Raw genomic sequence first — 21,013 nt, forward strand, 5'->3', positions numbered from 1 at the left:
GATGAGTCATCCGGTATAAAGGGGCGTTGGAGACGACGACGTTGATAGGCGGCAGGTGTAGGCACAGAGATGTGTTGAGCTGAGCCGTACTAATGGCCCCGGACGCGTGTGCTTCGCTTGGTCTGAAATTATTGATAACCTGATCGTTTTGTATAAAAGTCTCTCTGGGCGTTTTAGACTGTCTCTTCTTCCTGTAGGGTAAAGAATAAATCATTAGATCACAGTCAAGCCTAGTAGCGGCTGCGGTCGACAAGCAACAAGCAGGTTGGTGCTGGTAAGGCGGGTGAACACCTCTTCCATTCCGAACAGAGCCGTTAAGCCCCGTACTGCCGATGGTACTGCTGTCACAAGTGGGAGAGTAGGAAGGTGCCACCTGCTGTTATTGAAGGCAAAAGCCGTTATCCGATTCCGGGTAACGGCTTTTTGCTTATGCAGCGATGAGCTAATTAATAAACCTGGTCCCAAAACTCCTTTATTTGTCGTAGAGCGTCGTCAACCGATTCGGCAATCAGTAGCAAGTCTCTGTTTTCTGCCTTCAAGAAGCCATCGGTAACGCAGCGATCAAGTTGCTGTAGCATCAGATCATAGTAACCGTTCACGTTTATGACGACAATCGGGCCGTCATATAACTTCAGCTGACGCCAGGCCAGTATCTCGAACAACTCGTCGAAGGTGCCATAGCCACCCGGGAGCGTGATGACGCCTTTGGCTAGCTGAACCATCTTGAACTTGCGTTCGTGCATGGTCTCTACAAAGTGTAGTTCGGTGAGGGTGTTGTGCGCCACTTCGAGCTCTGCGAGGAAATTTGGTATCACGCCCGTCACTTCTCCGCCATTCTGCATGACTGCATCGGCCACATTACCCATCAGACCAAAGCCCCCACCGCCATAAATGAGCCTAATGTTGAAAGCCGCCAGCTTCTCACCCAATTCAATGGCAACTTCTTTATAAACTGAGTTTGCTCCAGGGCTAGAGCCGCAATAAACGACGATACTGTGCATAAAATAAGAGGGCTGCATCTGCGTCCAGCCCATTAAGAGTTGATAGTATAACGGTTAAATAAGCTGATCCGAAAGAGTTTCGAGGTTGACTCCTCCGAACGTACCCGAACTCATGAACAAGAAAGCATCGGCCTTATCACGCTGACTGGAAAGGTAAGCCTCAAGATCAGCCGGGTCGGTTAGTACAGTCAGATCAGGCCGTTCAAAAGCAATCTTTACGTCGTCAGGACTGATGGGCGAAAGCTGCTTGATGGCAAATGTGTTGACGTCAAAATAGACAACGGCTGTATCTGCGGAGTCCAGACTTCCTTTGTACTGGCTTAAAAACGTTTTGTTGAGGCTGCTGTACGTATGCAGTTCAAAAGCGGCTAGCAGGCGTTTACTGGGGAACTGTTGCTTTACTGCTTCTGTAGTTGCTTCTACTTTGGAAGGCGAATGAGCAAAGTCGCGGAAAACAATTCGTGTACCGTTCTGGGCAACCTTCTCGAGTCGGTGAGCCGCACCTTTAAACGAAGAAATCGCTTCGTAGAACTGGTCGTCTGTAATACCAATCTGATCCAGTACCGTCAAGGCACCAGACAGATTCCTCATGTTATGCTCGCCGAAAATCTGCACCGGAATTTGCTTGCTCTGTCGGGTAATCAGAAAGGTTGCTCCGTCGACGATCGTATGCGGATGGGCCTGGTAAGGAATTTCGTTAACATCGGCCCGCTCCTTCTGACCGATAACGTCGAGCATGTCGTCAGACTCATCAAAAATGAGAATACCACCCTTAGGCATGGCTTCAGCCAGCATTTCGAATTGATCGACGTACAGCTCCCAGGTTGGGTACAGATTGACATGATCCCAGGCAATACCACTGATCAGTGCGATGTGGGGATGGTAATGCAGAAATTTGGGTTGAGAATCGACCGGTGATGATGCATATTCATCGCCCTCAATTACAATAAGAGGAGCATCCGCAGAAAGTTTGGCCATCGTTTCGAAACCATTGAGCTGAGCACCTACCAGGTAATCGAACTGCCGGTTATGATACTTCAGTACGTGCATAACGATCGACGTTATGGTTGTTTTGCCATGGCTGCCCGCAATGACCACCCGCTGTTTCTGCTTGCTTTGCTGGTAAATGTATTCCGGGTAAGAAAAGATGGGTAACCCCAGTTCCTGCGCCCTGACCAGTTCCGGGTTGTCTTTCCTGGCGTGCATACCAACAATAACGGCTTCCAGTTCAGCATGGATTTTTTCCGGAAACCAGCCAATTGTGGCTGGTAACAGACCCTGTTGCTGCAGTCGGGAGCGGGATGGTTCGTAAATCTCGTCGTCGGAGCCGGTAACGATATAGCCCTGTTGATGAAGTGCCAGCGCGAGGTTATGCATGGCGCTGCCACCAATCGAAATAAAGTGTATTGATTTAGACATTCCGTATAACGGTCGGTAAACAGGCAAAAGTACGTTTTTTCGATGTCAATACTCGGTATGGGTACCGACGGGCATCGGTGTGATTATGGAAAAACGAATTTGCTGACCTGTTGTTATTAAACCACTTTGTAGCCGGGCAGAAGGCGGTCGCATATTGCGCAATCATTAATTTTGGGCCTGTGTCGAATCAAACCCCCGCATTTTTCGTTGACTATCTTGCACGCGTACTGGTCTTGGAAACCCCATTTTTAGTGGCCATTTTCGCGCCTGTTTTTTGAACCACAAACCGCTTCAGCGGACAGCCCATTTTATGCGATAACCGGAGGGATGAAGACATACTATGACCTCATTGATCAGACATTTGAGTTCCCTACGCGGGAGTTCAATGTTGAGAACAACCAACTGATGTTCAATAATGTCCCCTTGATGGACATAGTCAAAGAGTACGGTACGCCCCTTAAGCTGACCTACCTGCCTAAAATCACGGAGCATATTGAACACGCCAAGCTGCTGTTCAAGAACGCCATGAAGCGGTATAACTACAAGGGTAACTATACGTACTGCTACTGCACGAAGTCATCCCATTTCCGATTTGTACTCGACGAGGTTCTCAAAAATAACGTCCATCTCGAAACGTCTTCGGCCTATGATGTTCCCATAATTCGGGAACTCTACAAAGCTGGCAAGGTGAGTAAGAACACGTATATCATTTGTAATGGTTATAAGCGGCCGCTCTATACGCAGTACATCAGCGAACTACTGAACGAAGGATTCACGAACTGTATTCCCGTTCTCGACAATCTGAAAGAGATCGAAGCCTACGAGAACTCGGTTACGGCCGAAACCGTCAACTTCGGGATCCGGATCGCTACAGACGAGGAGCCGAACTTCGCCTTTTACACCTCGCGGCTAGGCATTCGCTACAGCGATGTGAACGAACTGTACCGTAGCAAAATCGCGACTAACGAGCGGTTCAAGCTGAAAATGCTTCACTTCTTCATCAATACGGGCATTAAAGACAGCGCGTATTACTGGAGTGAGCTGAGCCGGTTCATGTACAAATACTGCGAGTTACGAAAGATGTGTCCAGACCTCGATTCCGTTGATATTGGGGGTGGCATGCCTATCCAGACTTCGTTTCAGTTCACGTATGACTACCAGGCCATGATCGATCAGATCGTGGAAAGTATTCAGTGGATCTGTAACAAGAATAACGTACCGGTTCCGAATATTTTCACCGAATTTGGTTCCTATACCGTCGGCGAAAGCGGTGCCGTTATTTATAAAGTGATCGATCAGAAGCTCCAGAATGACAAAGAGTTGTGGTACATGATCGATGGTTCGTTCATTACCCAACTGCCCGATTCGTGGGGCCTGGGGCAGAAATACATTATGCTGTCGGTCAACAACTGGGACAACCCGTACCAGAAAGTAAACCTCGGTGGTCTGACCTGCGACTCTCACGACTTTTATAATACCGAAACTCACAGCGCTGACCTGTACCTGCCCATTTTTGATCAGGATGCCGAAGACCAGTATATCGGTCTTTTCCATACGGGCGCTTATCAGGAGTCGCTGGGCGGCTACGGTGGTATTCAGCACTGCCTCATTCCGGCCCCGCAGCACGTCATTGTCGACAAAGACGACGAGGGCAACCTACGGACTCGCCTGTTTGCACCGGAGCAAAACAGTGAGGTAATGCTGAAAATACTGGGTTACGGCGGTGCCGAACCGGGTATGACCGAGCTGGAAGCCACAGAAGCCGCCGAAGAACGCGAAGAAGAAGCTGAACTCGTGCGAGACGATACCTAACCGATAGGCCGGTAGAAACGAAACTGATTCGTTTCTACCGGCCGGCGTGGTACGTTTTTTGTACGATTCAGATGCGTAATTTCGTTTATCATCTGACCGCAATAGAGATTCAAACGACCATCTTATTCATGAAAAAACTACTGATTTTGGGCGCTCTGCTAGCGACAGTATCGCTGGGATCGTGTGCGCGGAAAGCCAACTGTCCTGCCTACGGAAGCGTGCAGAAGCCCGCGTCGACACAGCAGGTACGAGCGTAGGGACAAGAAACTGTCGATTTGCCGCCAATCAGATAGCCTAGGCTGCCTGGTTGGCGGTATTGCTTTTGTGGGCTACCTCAAGGACGAAGCGCGAAGCCTCCAGCAGGTTAGGCGCGCAGCCGTCGCATTCGGGGGTCAGCTCGGGCGAATGGGCAATACGGACGGTGCGTACTCCTACCCGGCGACCGGCCTGCATGTCGCGTAAGGCATCCCCAATCATCCACGATTCGTCGGGAGTGATGTCATACTTGGCCATGGCTTTTTCGAGCAACAGAGAACCAGGCTTGCGGGTCAGCGATTCAGAGTCGTAACTCGGATGATGGGGGCTGTAATAAATATCGTCGATGAGATGATCACAGCGCTCCTGGAGGTAATTGTAACAGGCCATCACATCATCGCGCGTGTAGAGTCCCTTAGCAATGCCGGCCTGGTTGGTAATTACAATGAGCAGATAACCGGCTGCTTTGAGCGAACGCAGTGCTTCCGGAACGCCTTCGGGTATGATGAAGTCTTCGACCCGATAAACGTAGTCGGTTCTGTCTTCATTCAATACGCCGTCACGATCTAAGAAAATGCACTTGTTCATCATTGCGCTGTTCGTTGTTGATGGGTTAATTATACAACTATTCTTTTATTTATTTGAAGTATTACCCGAACAATGTCTGGTAAACTTATACTATGAACTCCAGCCCGACACTTACAGAACGGGTGCCGGGCCGGAGTCAACACATTATCTACGCCACCAGATCACGCAGCCGCTGCTCCAGCGCCTGAATTTTTGCGTCGGCATCGGCTAGTTTCTGCCGCTCGCGGTCAACGACTTCGGGTTTGGCATTGGCCACGAATTTCTCGTTAGACAGCTTCTTCAAAATCGATTCGCGGAAACCCGTCAGGTAGTCAAGCTCCTTGCGGGCGGCTTCTGCTTCCTGCTCCATGTCGATCTCGCCGGCAATGTTGACGAAAAACTCATCGCTCTTCAGCAGGAACGAGACCGAATCGGCCGAGCGTCCTTCGGCTGATTCATCCAGATAGCTAATAGCCGATACATTCGCCATTTTCTGAATCAGGGGCTCGAGAGACGCAAACCGGGCCGGCGCGGCTGTCTTGATGGCCAGCGGTAGTTCAGTTTTAGGAGAAATCTGTTTTGTATTCCGAATGTTTCGGACGTTCGTAATAATCTCGAACAGCGTTTCGAAATCAGACAGAATCTGCGCGTCGACCGTACCGGCCTTCGGAAAGCTGGCTACGCATATGCTGTCGCCGGGTTTCCGTTCTCTGATTTCCTGCCAGATTTCTTCGGTTATGAACGGCATGAACGGATGGGCCAGTTGCATGAGCCGCTCAAAGAAATCGATCGTAGCGTTGTACGTAGGGGCGTCTATGGGCGTTGCAGTGCCCGTAGATACGTCGAATGCCGGTTTGATGAGTTCGAGGTACTGCGAGCAGAAATCGTCCCAGATCAGCTTATATATGGCCTGCAGGGCGTCAGAAATTCGGAACTTGCTGAAATCGTCTTCGATCTGAGTCAGCGTGGCGCTCAGCTTGGCCTCAAACCATTGGATGGGTAGAGATGCAATCCGTTGCGTCTCCTGATCGGCCGAATCTGGCTGGCGCGAATGAGACGCAACGGATTGCGTCTCTACGACTGTCCATCCTTTTACCAACCGGAAGGCGTTCCAGATTTTGTTGCTGAAGTTACGACCCTGTTCAACCAGCTTCTCGTCGAACAGCAGGTCGTTGCCAGCGGCTGAACTGAAAAGCATACCCGTCCGGACTCCATCGGCACCAAACTGATCGATCAGGTCGAGCGGATCGGGCGAGTTACCCAGCTGTTTTGACATTTTGCGGCCGAGTTTGTCGCGGACCATACCCGTGAAATACACGTCTTTGAAAGGACGTTCGCCTTTGAACTCATAGCCCGCCATGATCATCCGGGCAACCCAGAAGAAGATAATGTCAAAGCCGGTAACGAGCGTATTAGTCGGGTAATAGTAGTCCAGATCGTTCGGGCCGGCCTTAGGTTCGTCGGAATTGCCGGATGGTTTAAACACCGACATGGGCCATAACCACGACGAAAACCAGGTGTCCAGCACATCTTCATCCTGTGTCAGGTCAGCCTCGGTCATAGCAAACAGGAGTCGCTCGTGCTGTACCTTTTCCAGCGCTTCGTGCTTGTTGCGGGCCACAACATAGGTGCCGTCTTGGAGGTAGAAAGCCGGAATCCGTTGTCCCCACCACAGCTGGCGGCTGATACACCAGTCGTGTGGGTTTTCCATCCAGGACCGGTACATATTCTTGAACTTGGCTGGGTTGAGCTGAACCGTATCGGACAGCACGCTCTCGAGGGCTGGCTTCGCGATCTCGTCCATCTTTAGGAACCACTGCAACGACAATTTCGGCTCAATAACGGCGCCGGTCCGCTCGGAGGTGCCTACATTCGACTTGTAGTCTTCGGTTTTCTCCAGATTACCAGACTCTTCGAGGAGTTTGATAATGGCTTTCCGGGCCGCAAAACGATCCTGGCCAACCAGAATCTGAGCTTTCTCGTTCAGGGTGCCGTCGTCGTTCAGAATGTCCAGTACGGGCAGGTTGTATTTGATACCCAGGGCATAGTCATTCGGGTCGTGGGCCGGGGTTACCTTCAGGCCGCCCGTTCCAAAATCCATCGTTACGTACTCATCCGTGATGATCGGAATTTCCCGGTTGATGAGCGGAATAATGGCTTTTTTACCGTGGAGGTGTTTGTAGCGCTCGTCGTTGGGGTTTACGCAGATTGCCGCGTCGGCCATGATGGTCTCGGGCCGAACGGTGGCAATCGTGATAGAGTCCTGGCCGTTGCTGCCGACAATATCATAGCGGATATAAACCAGTTTCTGTTGAACTTCCTTCGTGATAACTTCCTCGTCCGATACGGCCGTGAGTCCCTGGGGGTCCCAGTTAACCATACGAACACCCCGGTAGATTTTACCTTTCTCGTGCAGGTCTACAAACGTATCGATGACCTCATCGTAGAGCGCCGGCTCCATCGTGAAGCGCGTCCGGTCCCAGTCGCACGATGCACCCAGTTTACGGAGTTGCTGAAGAATGATACCACCGTATTTGTGGGTCCATTCCCAGGCGTATTCCAGAAACTGCTCGCGGGTCAGATCGTGTTTGTTAATGCCACGCTCTTTGAGCATCGCTACCACTTTAGCTTCGGTGGCGATACTGGCATGGTCGGTACCGGGCACCCAGCAGGCGTTTTTGCCCTCCATACGCGCCTTCCGGATCAGGACATCCTGAATCGTGTTGTTGAGCATGTGGCCCATATGCAGGACACCCGTCACGTTTGGGGGCGGAATAACAATGGTATACGGCTCCCGCTCGTCTGGCGTAGACTTGAAAAATTGGTTATCAAGCCAATATTGATACCATTTTTCTTCGATGTCTTTAGGATTGTATGTCTTGGCGATCATAAGTCATTCGGAGTAAGCGCAATCCAGACCAACTGCACCTGTGGTTAGGCCGGATACTAGCCGATCTGGTAGGCAGAAGCACAAAATTAGCTAAATTGAACAGGGCTAAAAAACGAAACCCGGGCCTGGTCAGTTTCAAGGCTACACTTCATTAGAATACGTATGGAATTTGGAAAGGTACATAACCTCGACGCGGTTAATTTTTCGCTTCCGCCGGGGGCTGCGTTCAACGCCCGCATCTGGGCTGCCGTAGAGCCTAGTCCGCGCCCGCAGGTTTATATTGGCGGACCAATCTGGGCCAATAAAGACTACGTGGGCAAAGTATATCCCTCTACCACCAAAGAACGCGACTACCTGCACCACTATACCCGGCAGTTCAACACCATTGAGCTAAACCTGACCCATTACCAGATTCCGACGGCAGGTATGATCGGGAAGTGGAAACAGGAAGCTACCCCCGGGTTTACCTACTGCCCAAAATTTCCGCAAGTCATCAGCCATGAGCGGCAGCTGGTGGCCACCGAAGCGCTGACCGACGAGTTCGTCAACGCGGTACTTGGCCTCGAGGAGTTTTTGGGTATGCCGTTTCTGCAACTGCCGCCCTCGTTTGGACCGGAAAAATGGCCGGTGCTGGAAGCTTATCTGAAAAGCCTGCCTGACGAACTCGATGTGGCGGTGGAGTGCCGCCATCCGGACTGGTTCCGAACGGCAACCTGGAACCAGACGCTCGAACAGCTTTACCTGCTGCGCCGACACGTGGTTATGACCGACGTAGCCGGTCGGCGCGACGTTCTGCACATGGGCCTGAGCAGCCCGGTCCTGACACTCCGCTTTATTGCCAACGAAGGTCACCCCACCGACTATAGCCGGGTCGACGCCTGGGTACAGCGGCTCAAAGCCTGGTTCGACAAGGGGCTGCAAACGGCCTATATCTTTGTGCACGGCGGGGCCGACAACGATACCGCGCCCGAACTGATTCTGTACTGGACCCGTCAGCTGAATCAGCATTGCGGACTGAACCTGAAAGAGCCCGTGCTGCAGCCAAAAGTGGTGCAGGGTAGTTTGTTTTAGGTAGCCAGACCGGGCAGGTGTGGTAACTAACTGAGCATGAACGGGCGTTTAGAGCATAGAGGCAGCCAGATTTGGGAAACGCTTCGTATTTTCCCGAATGAAACAGGTGTTACTTCTATCAATCGCGCTGGCTTGTTCGGGTGCTTTCGCCCAAACGCTGACGACGGCTCAGTTGCAGGCCATTACCCAAAAGCACGTTCGGGCTTCGTTTTCTGAGCTGGATGCGTTGCTGAGTATCCCCAACAACGCTCACATCGAGGGGCAGATGCAGCCCAACATCGACTGGCTCCGGCGGGCTTTCGAGCAACGCGGCTTCCAGGTGTCTACCCTGACAACCCCCACCAATCCGCTGGTACTGGCCGAGAAAAAAGCGCCCGCTACCCGTACCGCCAGCCCCGCCAGCAATCCGAAAACACTACTGCTCTACATGCATTTCGACGGGCAACCCGTTGTGCCGAGCCAATGGCAGCAAGCCGATCCCTACCGGCCTGTGCTGAAAGAACTCGGCGAGGACGGCAGCTGGGCGCCCATAGACTGGAGTAAACTCCAGACGAACTACAACCCCGACTGGCGCATTTTCGGCCGGTCATCGTCCGACGATAAAGGGCCCATTGCCATGCTGCTGGCGGCCCTGACCGCTCTCGAGAAAGAAAAAATACCCCAGCGCTATAACCTGAAAGTGATTCTGGACAGCGAGGAGGAAATCGGTTCTCCGCACCTGGCCAGCACCGTACTGGCTAACAAAGAAAAACTGGCCGCCGATCTGTTGCTGGTAATGGACGGTGGGCGGCACCTGTCTAACCTGCCCACCCTGATTTACGGCTGCCGGGGTATCACAACCGTTACGCTGACCACCTTCGGACCGCGCGGCCCGCAGCATAGTGGTCATTACGGCAACTACGCGCCCAACCCGGCTCTCCGGCTGGTTCAGTTGCTGGCGGGTATGAAAGACGACGACGGACGCGTAACCATTCCTGGTTATTACGACGGCATTACGATCGACGAAAAAGCCGCTAAACTACTGGCCGCGGTGCCTGACGATCCGGCGCAGATTGCTAAAACCGTGGGCATAGCCGCGCCCGACCGGGTGGGGCGTAACTACCAGGAAGCGCTGCAATACCCATCGCTGAACATCCGGGGTCTGCAAAGTGCCTACGTAGGCAAGCAGGCCGGCACGGTTATTCCGGACCGGGCCATTGCCGAGCTGGACCTGCGGCTGGTACCCGAAACCGACCCGGCCCGGCTGGTATCGCTGATTCGTACGTACATCGAAGGGAAGGGATTTCGGGTGCTGGACCATGAACCAACCGAAGCCGAACGCATGCAGTACCCGAAACTAATTCAGCTGAAAGCCAGCGGAGAAATGCTGCCATTCCGCACCGAGATCGGTATTCCGGAAGATGTCTGGCTAACCCGGGCTATGGTACGGGCATTCGGACGCGAACCCGTGAAGATCCGGATGACGGGCGGGTCGGTGCCGATCGTGCCGTTTCTGCGAACGCTCAACATACCTGCCATCCACGTACCGATGGTCAACCTCGATAACAACCAGCACGCGGCCAACGAGAACCTGCGGGTTGGCAACTATGTAGAGGGCGTCACGACCTGGCTGGCTATCCTGACCAACTAACCAGCAGCGGGCAAACCACGCTATTGTTTGCTTTGTGCGCCGGAAATGAAGTATATTTGCTCTATGATTACCACGAAGACAGCGCGTTCGCACCACCATCACGTTCGGCCATAGCCGCAGAACGGGGTGCTACTGTTTTTGTGATTTGTTTTGACTGATTGTTCATACAGATACACACAAAGCCCGGTTCTGATCCAAGAACCGGGCTTTTTTTAATGGATAATGAATAATGCACAATGAATAATCAGGTAGCAGCTGTTTATTTTCCATTGTTCATTATCCATTACTCATTACCAGGGGCTGCCATGAAAACTGTTATCGTAAAATACAACGCCGGCAACGTGCAGTCGGTCATGTTTGCGCTCGATCGGCTGGGGGCGCCTTACCTGCTGACCGACGACGAGGCCGAGATTCGATCGGCCGATAAGGTTATTTTTCCGGGGGTAGGCGAGGCCAGTACCGCCATGGCTTACCTGCGGCAGCGGGGCCTCGACCAGCTGATTCCGTCGCTGAAACAGCCCGTGCTGGGCACCTGTGTAGGTATGCAGCTCATGTGCCGTTATTCCGAAGAGAACAATACGACCTGCATGGGCATTTTTGATATCGACGTGCGCCGATTTCCGGCCGAACCCGGCTTCAAAGTGCCGCATACGGGCTGGAATAACATTCACTCGATGCGCGGCCCGCTCACGAACGGTCTGGCCGACAACGCCTATGTCTATTTCGTGCATAGCTATGCGGCCGATGTATGTGCCGAAACAACGGCCGTCTGCGACTACGTTCGCCCGTTCAGTGCCATGCTGCATCGCGACAACTTTTACGCGGCCCAGTTCCACGCCGAAATCAGTGGCGACGTTGGGCAGCGGATTCTGGAGAACTTTCTCAGGTTATAGAAGAAAGAAAAAAGATAGTAGAAGAAAGATGTTCTTTTTACGCTCTTTTTATGTCTTATTCTTTTTATCTAAAACCATGGAAGCACACAACTTTAGAGAACTAAAAGTTTGGCAGTTAGCCCGCGGACTTGTAAAAGATATTTATGGTCTCACGGCTCGTTTTCCCGCCAGTGAGCGGTTTGGGTTGACGTCACAGCTAAGACGCGCTGCAGTGTCGATACCATCCAACATTGCCGAAGGTTCTGGACGATCTGATAAAGATTTTGTTCGGTTTTTGGCGATAAGTTTATCCTCGGCTTACGAAGTGGAAACACAACTTATTTTGGCTTGTGATCTTCAGTTCGTTCATCAGGCAGAGGTAGAAAAACTCATCGCCAATGTTCAGGAGATACAACGAATGATTTACGGTTTGCAAAGAAAGCTGACAAGAGGCTTTTTACATTCACTCTGGCTACCGTTGCCAATTCTAAGCCGAACATTCGGTCGATATGGTATCTTTTTCTTACGTCCTTCTTCTTTCCTCCAAATTGATGTATATCATTCCCGCAATTGACCTCATTGATGGTAAAGCCGTTCGGCTCACCCAGGGCGATTATCGCCAGAAGAAAGAATACAACGCCCGTCCGCTGGAGGTGGCCCAGCAGTTTGAAGATGCCGGCCTGACGCGCCTGCACCTGGTAGATCTGGACGGAGCCCGCGAAAAGCGGGTTATCAACTGGAAAGTACTGGAACAGATTGCGGCCAAAACCCGGCTTCACATTGATTTTGGCGGGGGCGTACAGTCGGACGACGACTTGCGGGTGGCGTTTGAGTGTGGCGCCAAACAGGTAACGGGCGGTAGCATTGCTGTAAAGCAACCCGACGTGTTTGAGCGCTGGCTGAGCCGCTTCGGCGCCGACAGAATCATCCTGGGTGCCGACGCCAAACACGAGAAAATCGCCGTCAGTGGCTGGGAAGAAGGTACCGAGCTCTGGGTCTACGATTTTGTGGATAACTATGTGGATAAAGGGGTTAAGTATGTGATTAGCACCGATGTGTCGAAAGACGGATTATTGCAGGGGCCATCGTTCGATCTGTACCGGAACCTGCAGGATCGGGCACCGGAACTGAATATCATTGCCAGCGGGGGCGTCAGCAATATGCAGGACATCGAAACGCTGGCCGATATGAACCTGTTTGGTGTCATCGTTGGTAAAGCGATCTACGAAGGGCGGGTTACGCTGAAAGAGCTGATGCTGTTCAGCGGCCTTTAACCGTACCGATTATGCGCCAGGTCATACATATAGGCTTACTCCTTCTTATCGGCCAGACGGGCTGGGCCAGGGGCTTTGTCGACGATTCTGCCAAGGAATCGGCCCGGTTTGAGCATTTAGCCCAACAAGTGAGATTACGCGATTTGAGGTTGAAACCGGCCGAGTATCAGGTGCGTATCTGGATAAATGAATCGCTTACGTACGGCGATGCGGACGAGCTTTATGTCATCGATAAGAAAGAGACGGGCTTGTTTTTGTCACACTACGCTTTACAGTGGCGCCAGAATACGATCAAAAAAGCCCGTCGGCTTGTCCATAAGCAGGTTGCAGATACCCTTGTCTGGCAGCAGTTGTTGGCCGATGACCTGCTCACTTTACCAGATCAGTCGCTTCTGAAAGACAACATCAATCCTAAACCGACCCTGCGCGACACCGCTGTGAGGGTAAGTGTATACTCGGACAGTGGCGTTACCATCAGGGCGAAAAAGACAGAACCACGGGCTATCATGAGCGATGGGGTCAACTATCGGTTCGATATCGTATCGGCCGATACCCGCAGGAGTTATACCTACCATTGTCCGGTCGGTTACGCCCGTGTTACGCCACGGGTAGTAGAGTTGCAGAAAGTGATTTCGCTGCTGAAACGAATCTTTACCCTTTTTGATACGCCAACGTCGTCTCTTTGCGCTGTCGATATACCCCAAAATCTGGTTACTGTATGATAACTGACTATACCATCAGCACCGACAAAAGCCGGCTGAACGTGCCGCTGATCCGGGAGTTTCTGAGCCAGCAATCGTACTGGGCCAAAAACATACCGTTCGATATTGTGGAGCGGTCCATTGCCAATTCGTTGTGTTTCGGCGTTTACCAGCATGAGCAGCAGGTCGGTTTTGCGCGGGTAATTACCGATCAGGCTACGTTCGCTTACCTATCAGACGTGTTTATACTGTCCGAACACCGGGGCAAAGGGCTGTCGAAATGGCTCGTTCAGACCATATCGGACTGGCCCGAACTGCAGGGCCTGCGCCGATGGATGCTCGCTACCCGCGATGCGCACTCGCTCTACGAACAATTTGGCTTTAGAGTGATCGACCAACCTGACTTCTTTATGCAGCGCAAGCTGATCGAAACGTACTAACGCATGCTGACCAAACGCATTATTCCCTGCCTCGACATCAAAGACGGGCGCACTGTTAAAGGAACCAACTTCGTTAACCTCCGCGACGCTGGCGATCCGGTAGCTTTAGCGGCCGTATATGCCGAACAGGGCGCCGACGAATTGGTTTTTCTGGACATTACTGCCACCGTAGACGGCCGCAAGACACTGATCGAGCTGGTTCGGAACGTGGCGCATACCATCAATATTCCCTTTACGGTGGGGGGCGGTATTTCGTCAGTTGCCGATGTATCGGCCCTCCTCAACGCCGGAGCCGACAAAATCTCGATCAACTCGTCGGCCGTCCGGAACCCGGCCCTGGTCGATGAGCTCGCGCTGGAGTTTGGGAGCCAGTGTATCGTTGTTGCCATCGACACCCGCTGGATCGAAGTCGGCGAAGAGCCTGCTACCAGCGGATCTGGCTCATCGTCCTACGATCATATCGTACACACTCACGGCGGGCGCAAGCCCACCGAGTTGCGCACCCTGGCCTGGGCCAGAGAAGTAGAGGAGCGGGGGGCGGGGGAGATTCTGCTGACGTCTATGGATACCGACGGAACCAAAGCCGGTTTCGCGCTCGAACTGACGGCGCAGATCTCGGGCGCGGCCAACATTCCGGTTATTGCCTCGGGTGGGGCCGGTACGATGGATCACTTCGTCGATGTGTTTACCACGGGCAAAGCCGATGCCGGCCTGGCAGCCAGTATTTTTCACTTCAAAGAGATCGAGATTCCGGCTCTCAAAACCTATCTGCGCGCCAACGGCATCGAAATGAGGTTGTAAAACCCGCGTTACGAATCAACGCCGGTTTAGAACTTAAAGCCCAAATCGAGCGAAACGACCCGATTTTTGGACGTAAGCTGGCTACCCCGTGCTACGTCGAACAAACCACGCTGGTAGCTGACGCCCAGGTTAAACGCATTGGTATCGTTGATTTTGTACTGGACTCCGGTGCCGAGCAGCAGCTCAACATCGCCGAAGCCGTACTGCCGCCGGTCTCCACCGCTTTCGGCCTGGTATAAGCCGTTGCGTTCGGTTTGCAAGGCGCGCTCGGCTACTTTCAGGCTCAGCAGCCCGCCCGTCTGTACGTATAGTCGGATACTGGGCGCAATGTTGTTGGCGAACATTTTTACCGATACCGGCACCTGCAGATACTGGAGGTTATAGAGAGACTCTTTGTAGGGCGCACCCGGTGTGAAGCGAGACTCGCCGAAGGAGCCCGGCATCTGAAAACCAGACCGTTTAATGGTATACCACAAGCCACTGCTGAACGCGTACCGGTCTTTGAAGAAAAAATAATCGAGAGAAGGACCAACGCTCATCCGGGCGCCGATACCATTATCGAGAAAGCCGGCATAGCTGCCCTGCCCTTCGGCCGTGTTCAGATTGAGCGAGGGCGCAAATCGAATGCTCATCTCGATCAGTTTATTGGGCCGGGCGTAGTCGGGGCCGGTGCCGTCGTACTCGGCTGACTGCTGCTTTCGTTTCCGGCGTCGGCGACGTTCTTCGTCGTAGGCTTCTTCGTTGTCGGACCGGCTGCGCTGCGTACGCTCGTCATACTGATCGCCGAGAATCTTGCGGAATCGCTTGTCCGATTCTTTCGAGAAACTGTCTCGGGGCCGGGTAATGTTCTGGCGCGATACGGACTGACCGAAGGTGGTAGCTACCAGCAGCGTCAAAATCAGGCTGATCCCTGCAACTTTTTTCATAATTTTGCACGTTTTCAATAAAGAAAACAAACGATTTTGATGCGATACTGGGCAGCCCTCATCGGGCTTTTTTGTTTAGTTTATCTGACTTCGTGTACTAAAAACGAAGAAGTTACGCTAGTTCGGCTCGACCGGCAATTGTTTTCCAGTCCATTGCCCGATAGTATCCGGGCTTTTCTGAATCGCAACCCGGCGGTGGCTCAATTGTACTTTAACGCGAATGAGACCACAACTGATACAGCGCTGGTCCGCGAATTGAGCAACCGGATCGCCAACCCCGCCCTGAACGAACTCAATAAGCAGGTTCAGCAGGAGTTCGGCGACATGACCGACCTGCAAAACCAGCTGGCCGAAGCCTTCACGAATATACGCAAAGACTTTCCCGATTTCCGGAACCCCAAAGTGGTTACCCTCGTAACCGGCTTCATGGGCCCCGACCTGGTCGTTACCGATAGCCTGATCGTGATCGGGATCGACTACTTCGCGGGGCCAACCGCAACCTATCGACCCCAGGGTCCACAATTTCCGGCCTACATTTTACGACGTTATCAAAAAGACTATATCGTACCGGCCATTGTCTTTGCCATTTCTGACAAATACAACGCCACCAACCGGGCCGACCAGACTATGCTGGCCGATATGGTATACTATGGCAAAGGGTACGTATTCACCAAAACCATGCTGCCCGATGTGGCCGATAGTCTGGTCATTGGCTATTCTGACAAACAACTGACCGAAACGTTTAACGCGCAGGATATTGTCTGGGGACATTTTATCGATAATCAACTGCTTTACCAGACTAATCCGGCCATAAAACAGCGATATTTGAACGAACGGCCCTTTACGGCCGAAATCGGGCAGGGCTGTCCGGGTGCTATCGGGCGCTGGCTGGGCTGGCGCATCGTAGGGCAGTATCACGATGAACACACTAGCGTTGGCATTGCCGAACTGATGCGCAACGCCGATGCCCGCCAGCTGTTTGAACAGTCTGGCTATAAAGGACAAAAAGAGTAATCGGCTGGCGGTTTAGTGGAGCAGGTGGCTGGCATACCGGCAAACGATCGGGCTGGTGCCGAATACCATAAACCGAATACCGTAAACCGTTTTTATAATGGCAAAACGCGGACGAAACTTTGGCGAGGACGCCAACGAAGAAGACAAGAAAAAAGTGAACCGGGAAAGCCTCCAGAAAGCCCTGCGGGTGTTTCGGTTCGTACGGCCGTACCGGGCGCAGTTTGCCATGGGGTTCATCTTCCTGGTGTTATCGACCCTGACCACGCTGAGTTTTCCGGCCCTGATCGGGCAGGTAACGAGCGTTATTCAGGGCAAGTCGGCCTTTACGCTCGGGCAGGTCATTTTGATCTTCGGCGCCATTCTGGTGTTGCAGGCCATCTTCTCGTTCTTCCGGATTTATTTCTTCGCGCAGGTCAGCGAGCGGTCGATGGCCGACGTTCGGCGCGAGGTGTACAGCAAGATCGTGACGCTGCCGATTCCGTTCTTCGAAAAACGGCGCGTTGGCGAGCTGACAAGCCGGATCTCGGCCGACGTGTCGCAACTTCAGGATGTGTTGTCTATCACCCTGGCCGAATTGTTCCGGCAGGTGGCTACGCTGGTAGGCGGTACGCTGTTTATCCTGTACGTGTCCTGGAAACTGACGCTCTTCATGCTGGCCACCTTCCCGGTCATCATCGTAGCGGCCATGATTTTTGGCCGGTATATCCGTAAACTATCGAAAGAAGCGCAGGATCAGCTGGCCGCAGCCAGTGTCATCGTTGAGGAAACGCTGCAATCGATCAACATCGTGAAGGCGTTCACCAACGAGCGCATCGAAATTGGCCGTTACGGGGCCGCCCTGCAGAAGATGGTCGGCACGGCCTTGCGTACCGCGCGTTTCCGGGGCGTATTCGTTTCGTTTGTCATCTTCGCTATGTTCGGTGGTATCATGGGTATCGTCTGGTACGGCGGTAGCCTGGTACAGTCGGGCGAAATTCCGTTTGCCGACCTGCTGACGTTTATCTTCTACACGGCTTTCATCGGCGGCTCGGTAGCGGGCATCGGTGATATGTACGCGCAGGTGCAGCGAACCATCGGGGCTTCGGACCGGATTCTGGAGATTCTGGAAGAGGAGTCGGAGGTAGACCCGCACGAGGAGTTACCACTGTTTGTGCCGGTACATGGTCACGTACAGTTCAAAGATGTTCGGTTCTCGTATCCATCCCGTACGGATGTAGCGGTGCTGAAAGGCATCTCGATCGATGTGGCCGCCGGTCGTAAAATTGCGCTGGTGGGGCAGAGTGGGGCCGGTAAGTCGACCATTGTGCAGCTGCTGATGCGCTACTACCAGGTCGGCAGCGGGCAAATCACCGTCGACGGCCGGGATTTGAGTAACTTCAACATCACCGAACTGCGCCGAAATATTGCCGTTGTGCCGCAGGAAGTCATGCTCTTTGGCGGTACCATCCTCGAAAATATTCAGTACGGGAAGCCCGGCGCTACCGAAGCCGAAGTACGGGAAGCCGCCCGCAAAGCCAACGCGCTCGATTTTATCGAATCCTTTCCGGAGGGTTTGCAGACGGTTGTGGGCGAGCGGGGCGTTAAGCTCTCGGGCGGGCAGCGGCAACGGATTGCCATTGCCCGGGCCATCCTGAAAAATCCGGCCATCCTGATCCTCGACGAAGCAACAAGCTCGCTCGACGCCGAATCGGAGCGGCTCGTGCAGGAAGCCCTCGATGAACTGATGCAGAACCGCACGACCATCATCATTGCCCACCGGCTGGCCACTATTCGCAAAGTAGACCGGATCTACGTCATGCGCGAAGGCCAGGTGGCCGAGCAGGGCACCCACGATGAACTGGCTGCCTACGAAGACGGTATCTACGCAAACCTGGTTAAATTGCAGTTCGAGGTGCTCGATAATGACTAATGAATGAATACGGTAACCGGATTGTTTACACGCTGTAGACTTGCTTCATTTACTCGTATTCAGTCTCTTCACCTAACGCCATGAATGCCGCGCAAACCTTAAAAGTGTTTAACCTACGCCACACCACGGGCCGCGAACAGGTGCTCAATCTGTTTCTGAACGCTGGTCATGCGCTGGCCCATAATGACGTAGAAAACGGGCTCGGCCCGGATCACGACCGCGTAACGGTATACCGTACCCTACGGACGTTCGTCGACGCTGGCCTTATCCACAAGGTGCTCGATGACGAGGGAGGAACCAAATACGCCCTCTGCCGGGATGCCTGCGCCGATGGTCATCACCACCACGACCACGTTCATTTCAAGTGCGAAGCCTGCGGACAAACGACCTGCCTTAACGAAGTCCGGATTCCGACCGTGTCGCTCCCAACGGGCTACGATCGGAAAGAGATGAATCTGCTCATTCAGGGCGTGTGTCAGGATTGCAACAAATAAGGCGGGCTCAGATCCGTAATCAGTGGAGAAACAGCGGCCCAACGGTCGTGTTACCGAATGCCCAGGAATACATTTAGCAAGCGACAACAGGACTTTATACAGGTTCAGCAAGCCGCCCAGCGCCAGTATAATCAGCTGGCTATCGGGCGGCTTATTTGGTTTATCAGCACCGTAGTAGCCGTTTGGGTGCTGGCCAGGGCCGATCAGGCAGCCGCTGCGGTGGTGGTGCTGGTCGTTGGGCTGGCCGGATTTATGATTCTGCTCAAGCGACATCATGCCGTTCGTCACGACCGGGATCTGGCCCGCAAAAAAGCGTTCATCAATCAGGACGAGCTGGCCCGGCTCGATCGTCAATACCTGCGCACCGACACCGGCGACACCTTTGCGAACACAACCCATCCGTACACACACGACCTCGATATTTTCGGTAAGCACTCGCTGTTCCGGCTGCTGAACCGGACCCATACCCACGAAGGTCGGCAGAAACTGGCAGCCTGGCTGCAAAACCCCGCCCCCGCCGACGTTATTCGGCTCCGCCAGCAGGCTACTGCCGATCTGCGGGCAGAGATCGATTGGCGGCAGCAGTTCGAAGCGCTGGCCGATCTGGAAGAAACCATTGGCCGCTCGCCCGAAACGCTGATTCAATGGGGAGCCGGTAAAGGGCCTTCGTTACCCGGCTATCTGGCGCTTGTTCGGTTTCTGCTGCCGAGTATAACGGCCGCCTTGTTTGTTGCCTGGCTGCTGGGTTACCTGCCTGGTTTATCCGTTCTGGCTGCGCTGGCGGTACATAGCCTTGTGTTGAGTCAGTTATCGGCACAGGCAAAAGACGTAAGTGAGCAAACGTTTGCGCTCTCGGTGGCGCTCCGGTCGTTTCAACAGCTGTTTGAGCAGGCTGAGCAGGCTCCCGGCCAGGCAGTCCGGATAGCGGCTATCCGGCAGGCACTGAGCACCAACGGAAACCGGGCTTCGCAGGCGATTGGTCAGCTGGCCCGGCTGACCGAAGGGCTAAATTTTCGGCGTAATCCGTACTTCTACCTGCTCTTCGGGATAGCAAGCCTGTGGGATATTCATTACTTGTTCCGATTGTCGGCCTGGCAGGCGCAGTATGGCCCCAATCTGGGACGGTGGTTCGAAGCACTGGGCGAGCTGGAAGCGATCAGCAGCCTGGCCGGATTTGCTTACGCGCATCCAGCCTACACTACCCCCGACATAGCAGACGGAGACGCCACGCTCAGACTGACCCGAGCCGCCCACCCGCTGCTGCCTCCTGACCGGAGCGTTCCCAATTCGCTGGCGCTGGCGGGTTCCGGAAAAACGGTGCTCATAACAGGATCGAACATGTCGGGAAAGAGTACCTTTCTGCGTACGATAGGGGCTAACGTCGTGCTGGCGCTGGCGGGCGCGGTCGTGAGCGCCGACTCGTTTACGGTTTCGGTCGTGCGGGTGTTTACCAGCATGCGCACGCAGGACTCGCTCGAAGAAAGCACCTCATCCTTCTATGCAGAACTAATCCGGTTGCAGACGCTGATCCGGCTTACGCAGCAGTCTTCGGGGACGCCGGTCCTGTATTTCCTCGACGAAATTCTAAAAGGTACCAACTCTGCCGACCGGCACCGCGGGGCCGAAGCGCTCATTCGTCAACTCCACCGCACCAGCGCATTCGGGTTCGTATCGACGCATGATCTGGAGCTAGGGCAGCTCACCGATGCGGCCGGGTTCGTAAGCAACTACCATTTTCAGTCCGATATTCAGGACGGAAAGCTCATCTTCGACTATACGCTACGGGATGGAATCTGCGAGAGTTTCAACGCCAGTCAGCTCATGCAGGCAATCGGAATTGAGATGAATACCGCGCTCGGTACGGTCAGCAGTAAGCCGTAAGGGTTGGCTACTAAGGAGTTGCGGTAAGAATTGCCCTCTTTTATCTTCGAATTAGT

18 protein-coding genes and 2 rRNA genes are annotated in these 21,013 nt (G+C 53.4%); 15 read left to right on the forward strand and 5 right to left on the reverse strand.

Annotated features, from left to right (window positions below):
• Positions 1–114, forward strand: a 23S ribosomal RNA gene (locus FBR45_RS25915); the annotation flags it as partial.
• A gap of 150 nt (positions 115–264) precedes the next feature.
• Positions 265–375: ribosomal RNA gene (gene rrf / locus FBR45_RS25920) — 5S ribosomal RNA — on the forward strand.
• Between the two features lie 71 nt (positions 376–446).
• Here rrf and FBR45_RS25925 read toward each other — a convergent pair.
• Positions 447–1,001, reverse strand: coding sequence for an LOG family protein (locus tag FBR45_RS25925; RefSeq protein WP_138507405.1), 555 nt, complete (start codon positions 999–1,001; stop codon positions 447–449).
• 54 nt (positions 1,002–1,055) lie between these two features.
• Positions 1,056–2,420 carry a UDP-N-acetylmuramate--L-alanine ligase gene (locus tag FBR45_RS25930; protein WP_138507372.1) on the reverse strand — a complete coding sequence of 455 codons (1,365 nt, stop codon included), beginning with the start codon at positions 2,418–2,420 and terminating at the stop codon, positions 1,056–1,058.
• A 327-nt stretch (positions 2,421–2,747) separates the two neighbouring features.
• Between FBR45_RS25930 and FBR45_RS25935 the strand changes: the two genes are divergently transcribed.
• Positions 2,748–4,232: a type III PLP-dependent enzyme domain-containing protein gene (locus FBR45_RS25935; protein ID WP_138507373.1), complete on the forward strand. Its 1,485-nt coding sequence runs from the start codon at positions 2,748–2,750 to the stop codon at positions 4,230–4,232.
• Positions 4,233–4,526: 294 nt separating this feature from the next.
• Here FBR45_RS25935 and FBR45_RS25940 read toward each other — a convergent pair whose 3' ends face one another.
• Both FBR45_RS25940 and FBR45_RS25945 read right to left on the reverse strand, forming a co-directional pair.
• Positions 4,527–5,075 (reverse strand): D-glycero-alpha-D-manno-heptose-1,7-bisphosphate 7-phosphatase, encoded by a 549-nt coding sequence (locus tag FBR45_RS25940; protein ID WP_138507406.1) that lies wholly within the window; start codon positions 5,073–5,075, stop codon positions 4,527–4,529.
• Positions 5,076–5,223: 148 nt separating this feature from the next.
• Positions 5,224–7,944, reverse strand: coding sequence for a valine--tRNA ligase (locus FBR45_RS25945; RefSeq protein ID WP_138507374.1), 2,721 nt, complete (start codon positions 7,942–7,944; stop codon positions 5,224–5,226).
• A 162-nt stretch (positions 7,945–8,106) separates the two neighbouring features.
• Between FBR45_RS25945 and FBR45_RS25950 the strand changes: the two genes are divergently transcribed.
• From FBR45_RS25950 to hisF, 8 genes are all read left to right on the forward strand, one after another.
• Positions 8,107–9,015 (forward strand): DUF72 domain-containing protein, encoded by a 909-nt coding sequence (locus tag FBR45_RS25950; RefSeq protein WP_138507375.1) that lies wholly within the window; start codon positions 8,107–8,109, stop codon positions 9,013–9,015.
• A 97-nt stretch (positions 9,016–9,112) separates the two neighbouring features.
• A complete protein-coding gene (locus FBR45_RS25955; protein ID WP_138507376.1) occupies positions 9,113–10,645 on the forward strand; it encodes a M20/M25/M40 family metallo-hydrolase in 1,533 nt (510 codons plus the stop codon).
• A gap of 305 nt (positions 10,646–10,950) precedes the next feature.
• Positions 10,951–11,538 carry an imidazole glycerol phosphate synthase subunit HisH gene (gene hisH / locus FBR45_RS25960; protein WP_138507377.1) on the forward strand — a complete coding sequence of 196 codons (588 nt, stop codon included), beginning with the start codon at positions 10,951–10,953 and terminating at the stop codon, positions 11,536–11,538.
• A 76-nt stretch (positions 11,539–11,614) separates the two neighbouring features.
• Positions 11,615–12,091, forward strand: coding sequence for a four helix bundle protein (locus FBR45_RS25965; RefSeq protein ID WP_138507378.1), 477 nt, complete (start codon positions 11,615–11,617; stop codon positions 12,089–12,091).
• Positions 12,069–12,791 (forward strand): 1-(5-phosphoribosyl)-5-[(5-phosphoribosylamino)methylideneamino]imidazole-4-carboxamide isomerase, encoded by a 723-nt coding sequence (gene hisA, locus FBR45_RS25970; protein ID WP_138507379.1) that lies wholly within the window; start codon positions 12,069–12,071, stop codon positions 12,789–12,791. The genes FBR45_RS25965 and hisA overlap by 23 nt, the downstream gene beginning before the upstream one ends.
• Before the next feature lie 11 nt (positions 12,792–12,802).
• Complete coding sequence (locus FBR45_RS25975; RefSeq protein ID WP_138507380.1) at positions 12,803–13,513, forward strand: hypothetical protein; 711 nt, start codon at positions 12,803–12,805, stop codon at positions 13,511–13,513.
• Positions 13,510–13,932, forward strand: coding sequence for a GNAT family N-acetyltransferase (locus FBR45_RS25980; RefSeq protein WP_138507381.1), 423 nt, complete (start codon positions 13,510–13,512; stop codon positions 13,930–13,932). Before FBR45_RS25975 ends, FBR45_RS25980 begins: the two co-directional genes overlap by 4 nt.
• Before the next feature lie 3 nt (positions 13,933–13,935).
• A complete protein-coding gene (gene hisF, locus FBR45_RS25985) occupies positions 13,936–14,733 on the forward strand; it encodes an imidazole glycerol phosphate synthase subunit HisF (protein WP_138507382.1) in 798 nt (265 codons plus the stop codon).
• A gap of 26 nt (positions 14,734–14,759) precedes the next feature.
• Here hisF and FBR45_RS25990 read toward each other — a convergent pair whose 3' ends face one another.
• On the reverse strand, positions 14,760–15,659 hold the full coding sequence (locus FBR45_RS25990) for an outer membrane beta-barrel protein (protein WP_138507383.1): 900 nt from the start codon (positions 15,657–15,659) through the stop codon (positions 14,760–14,762).
• Between the two features lie 39 nt (positions 15,660–15,698).
• On the opposite strand from FBR45_RS25990, the gene FBR45_RS25995 reads away from it, so the two are divergent.
• From FBR45_RS25995 to FBR45_RS26010, 4 genes are all read left to right on the forward strand, one after another.
• A complete protein-coding gene (locus FBR45_RS25995; protein ID WP_138507384.1) occupies positions 15,699–16,673 on the forward strand; it encodes a gliding motility protein GldB-related protein in 975 nt (324 codons plus the stop codon).
• A 97-nt stretch (positions 16,674–16,770) separates the two neighbouring features.
• Positions 16,771–18,582, forward strand: coding sequence for an ABC transporter ATP-binding protein (locus tag FBR45_RS26000; protein ID WP_138507385.1), 1,812 nt, complete (start codon positions 16,771–16,773; stop codon positions 18,580–18,582).
• 80 nt (positions 18,583–18,662) lie between these two features.
• Entirely contained in the window at positions 18,663–19,076 is a 414-nt protein-coding gene (locus FBR45_RS26005; RefSeq protein ID WP_138507386.1) for a Fur family transcriptional regulator, read from the forward strand.
• 57 nt (positions 19,077–19,133) lie between these two features.
• Positions 19,134–20,957 carry a MutS-related protein gene (locus FBR45_RS26010; protein ID WP_138507387.1) on the forward strand — a complete coding sequence of 608 codons (1,824 nt, stop codon included), beginning with the start codon at positions 19,134–19,136 and terminating at the stop codon, positions 20,955–20,957.
• The last annotated feature ends 56 nt before the right edge of the window (positions 20,958–21,013 follow it).

The organism is Spirosoma lacussanchae (assembly GCF_005870035.1).
Taxonomy (GTDB): Bacteria; Bacteroidota; Bacteroidia; order Cytophagales; family Spirosomataceae; genus Spirosoma; species Spirosoma lacussanchae.

Coding starts and splice junctions, on each gene's coding strand:
- FBR45_RS25925 (WP_138507405.1), bottom strand. CDS start 1,001: ATGCACAGTATCGTCGTTTATTGCGGCTCTAGCCCTGGAGCAAACTCA.
- FBR45_RS25930 (WP_138507372.1), bottom strand. CDS start 2,420: ATGTCTAAATCAATACACTTTATTTCGATTGGTGGCAGCGCCATGCAT.
- FBR45_RS25935 (WP_138507373.1), top strand. CDS start 2,748: ATGAAGACATACTATGACCTCATTGATCAGACATTTGAGTTCCCTACG.
- FBR45_RS25940 (WP_138507406.1), bottom strand. CDS start 5,075: ATGAACAAGTGCATTTTCTTAGATCGTGACGGCGTATTGAATGAAGAC.
- FBR45_RS25945 (WP_138507374.1), bottom strand. CDS start 7,944: ATGATCGCCAAGACATACAATCCTAAAGACATCGAAGAAAAATGGTAT.
- FBR45_RS25950 (WP_138507375.1), top strand. CDS start 8,107: ATGGAATTTGGAAAGGTACATAACCTCGACGCGGTTAATTTTTCGCTT.
- FBR45_RS25955 (WP_138507376.1), top strand. CDS start 9,113: ATGAAACAGGTGTTACTTCTATCAATCGCGCTGGCTTGTTCGGGTGCT.
- hisH (WP_138507377.1), top strand. CDS start 10,951: ATGAAAACTGTTATCGTAAAATACAACGCCGGCAACGTGCAGTCGGTC.
- FBR45_RS25965 (WP_138507378.1), top strand. CDS start 11,615: ATGGAAGCACACAACTTTAGAGAACTAAAAGTTTGGCAGTTAGCCCGC.
- hisA (WP_138507379.1), top strand. CDS start 12,069: ATGTATATCATTCCCGCAATTGACCTCATTGATGGTAAAGCCGTTCGG.
- FBR45_RS25975 (WP_138507380.1), top strand. CDS start 12,803: ATGCGCCAGGTCATACATATAGGCTTACTCCTTCTTATCGGCCAGACG.
- FBR45_RS25980 (WP_138507381.1), top strand. CDS start 13,510: ATGATAACTGACTATACCATCAGCACCGACAAAAGCCGGCTGAACGTG.
- hisF (WP_138507382.1), top strand. CDS start 13,936: ATGCTGACCAAACGCATTATTCCCTGCCTCGACATCAAAGACGGGCGC.
- FBR45_RS25990 (WP_138507383.1), bottom strand. CDS start 15,659: ATGAAAAAAGTTGCAGGGATCAGCCTGATTTTGACGCTGCTGGTAGCT.
- FBR45_RS25995 (WP_138507384.1), top strand. CDS start 15,699: ATGCGATACTGGGCAGCCCTCATCGGGCTTTTTTGTTTAGTTTATCTG.
- FBR45_RS26000 (WP_138507385.1), top strand. CDS start 16,771: ATGGCAAAACGCGGACGAAACTTTGGCGAGGACGCCAACGAAGAAGAC.
- FBR45_RS26005 (WP_138507386.1), top strand. CDS start 18,663: ATGAATGCCGCGCAAACCTTAAAAGTGTTTAACCTACGCCACACCACG.
- FBR45_RS26010 (WP_138507387.1), top strand. CDS start 19,134: ATGCCCAGGAATACATTTAGCAAGCGACAACAGGACTTTATACAGGTT.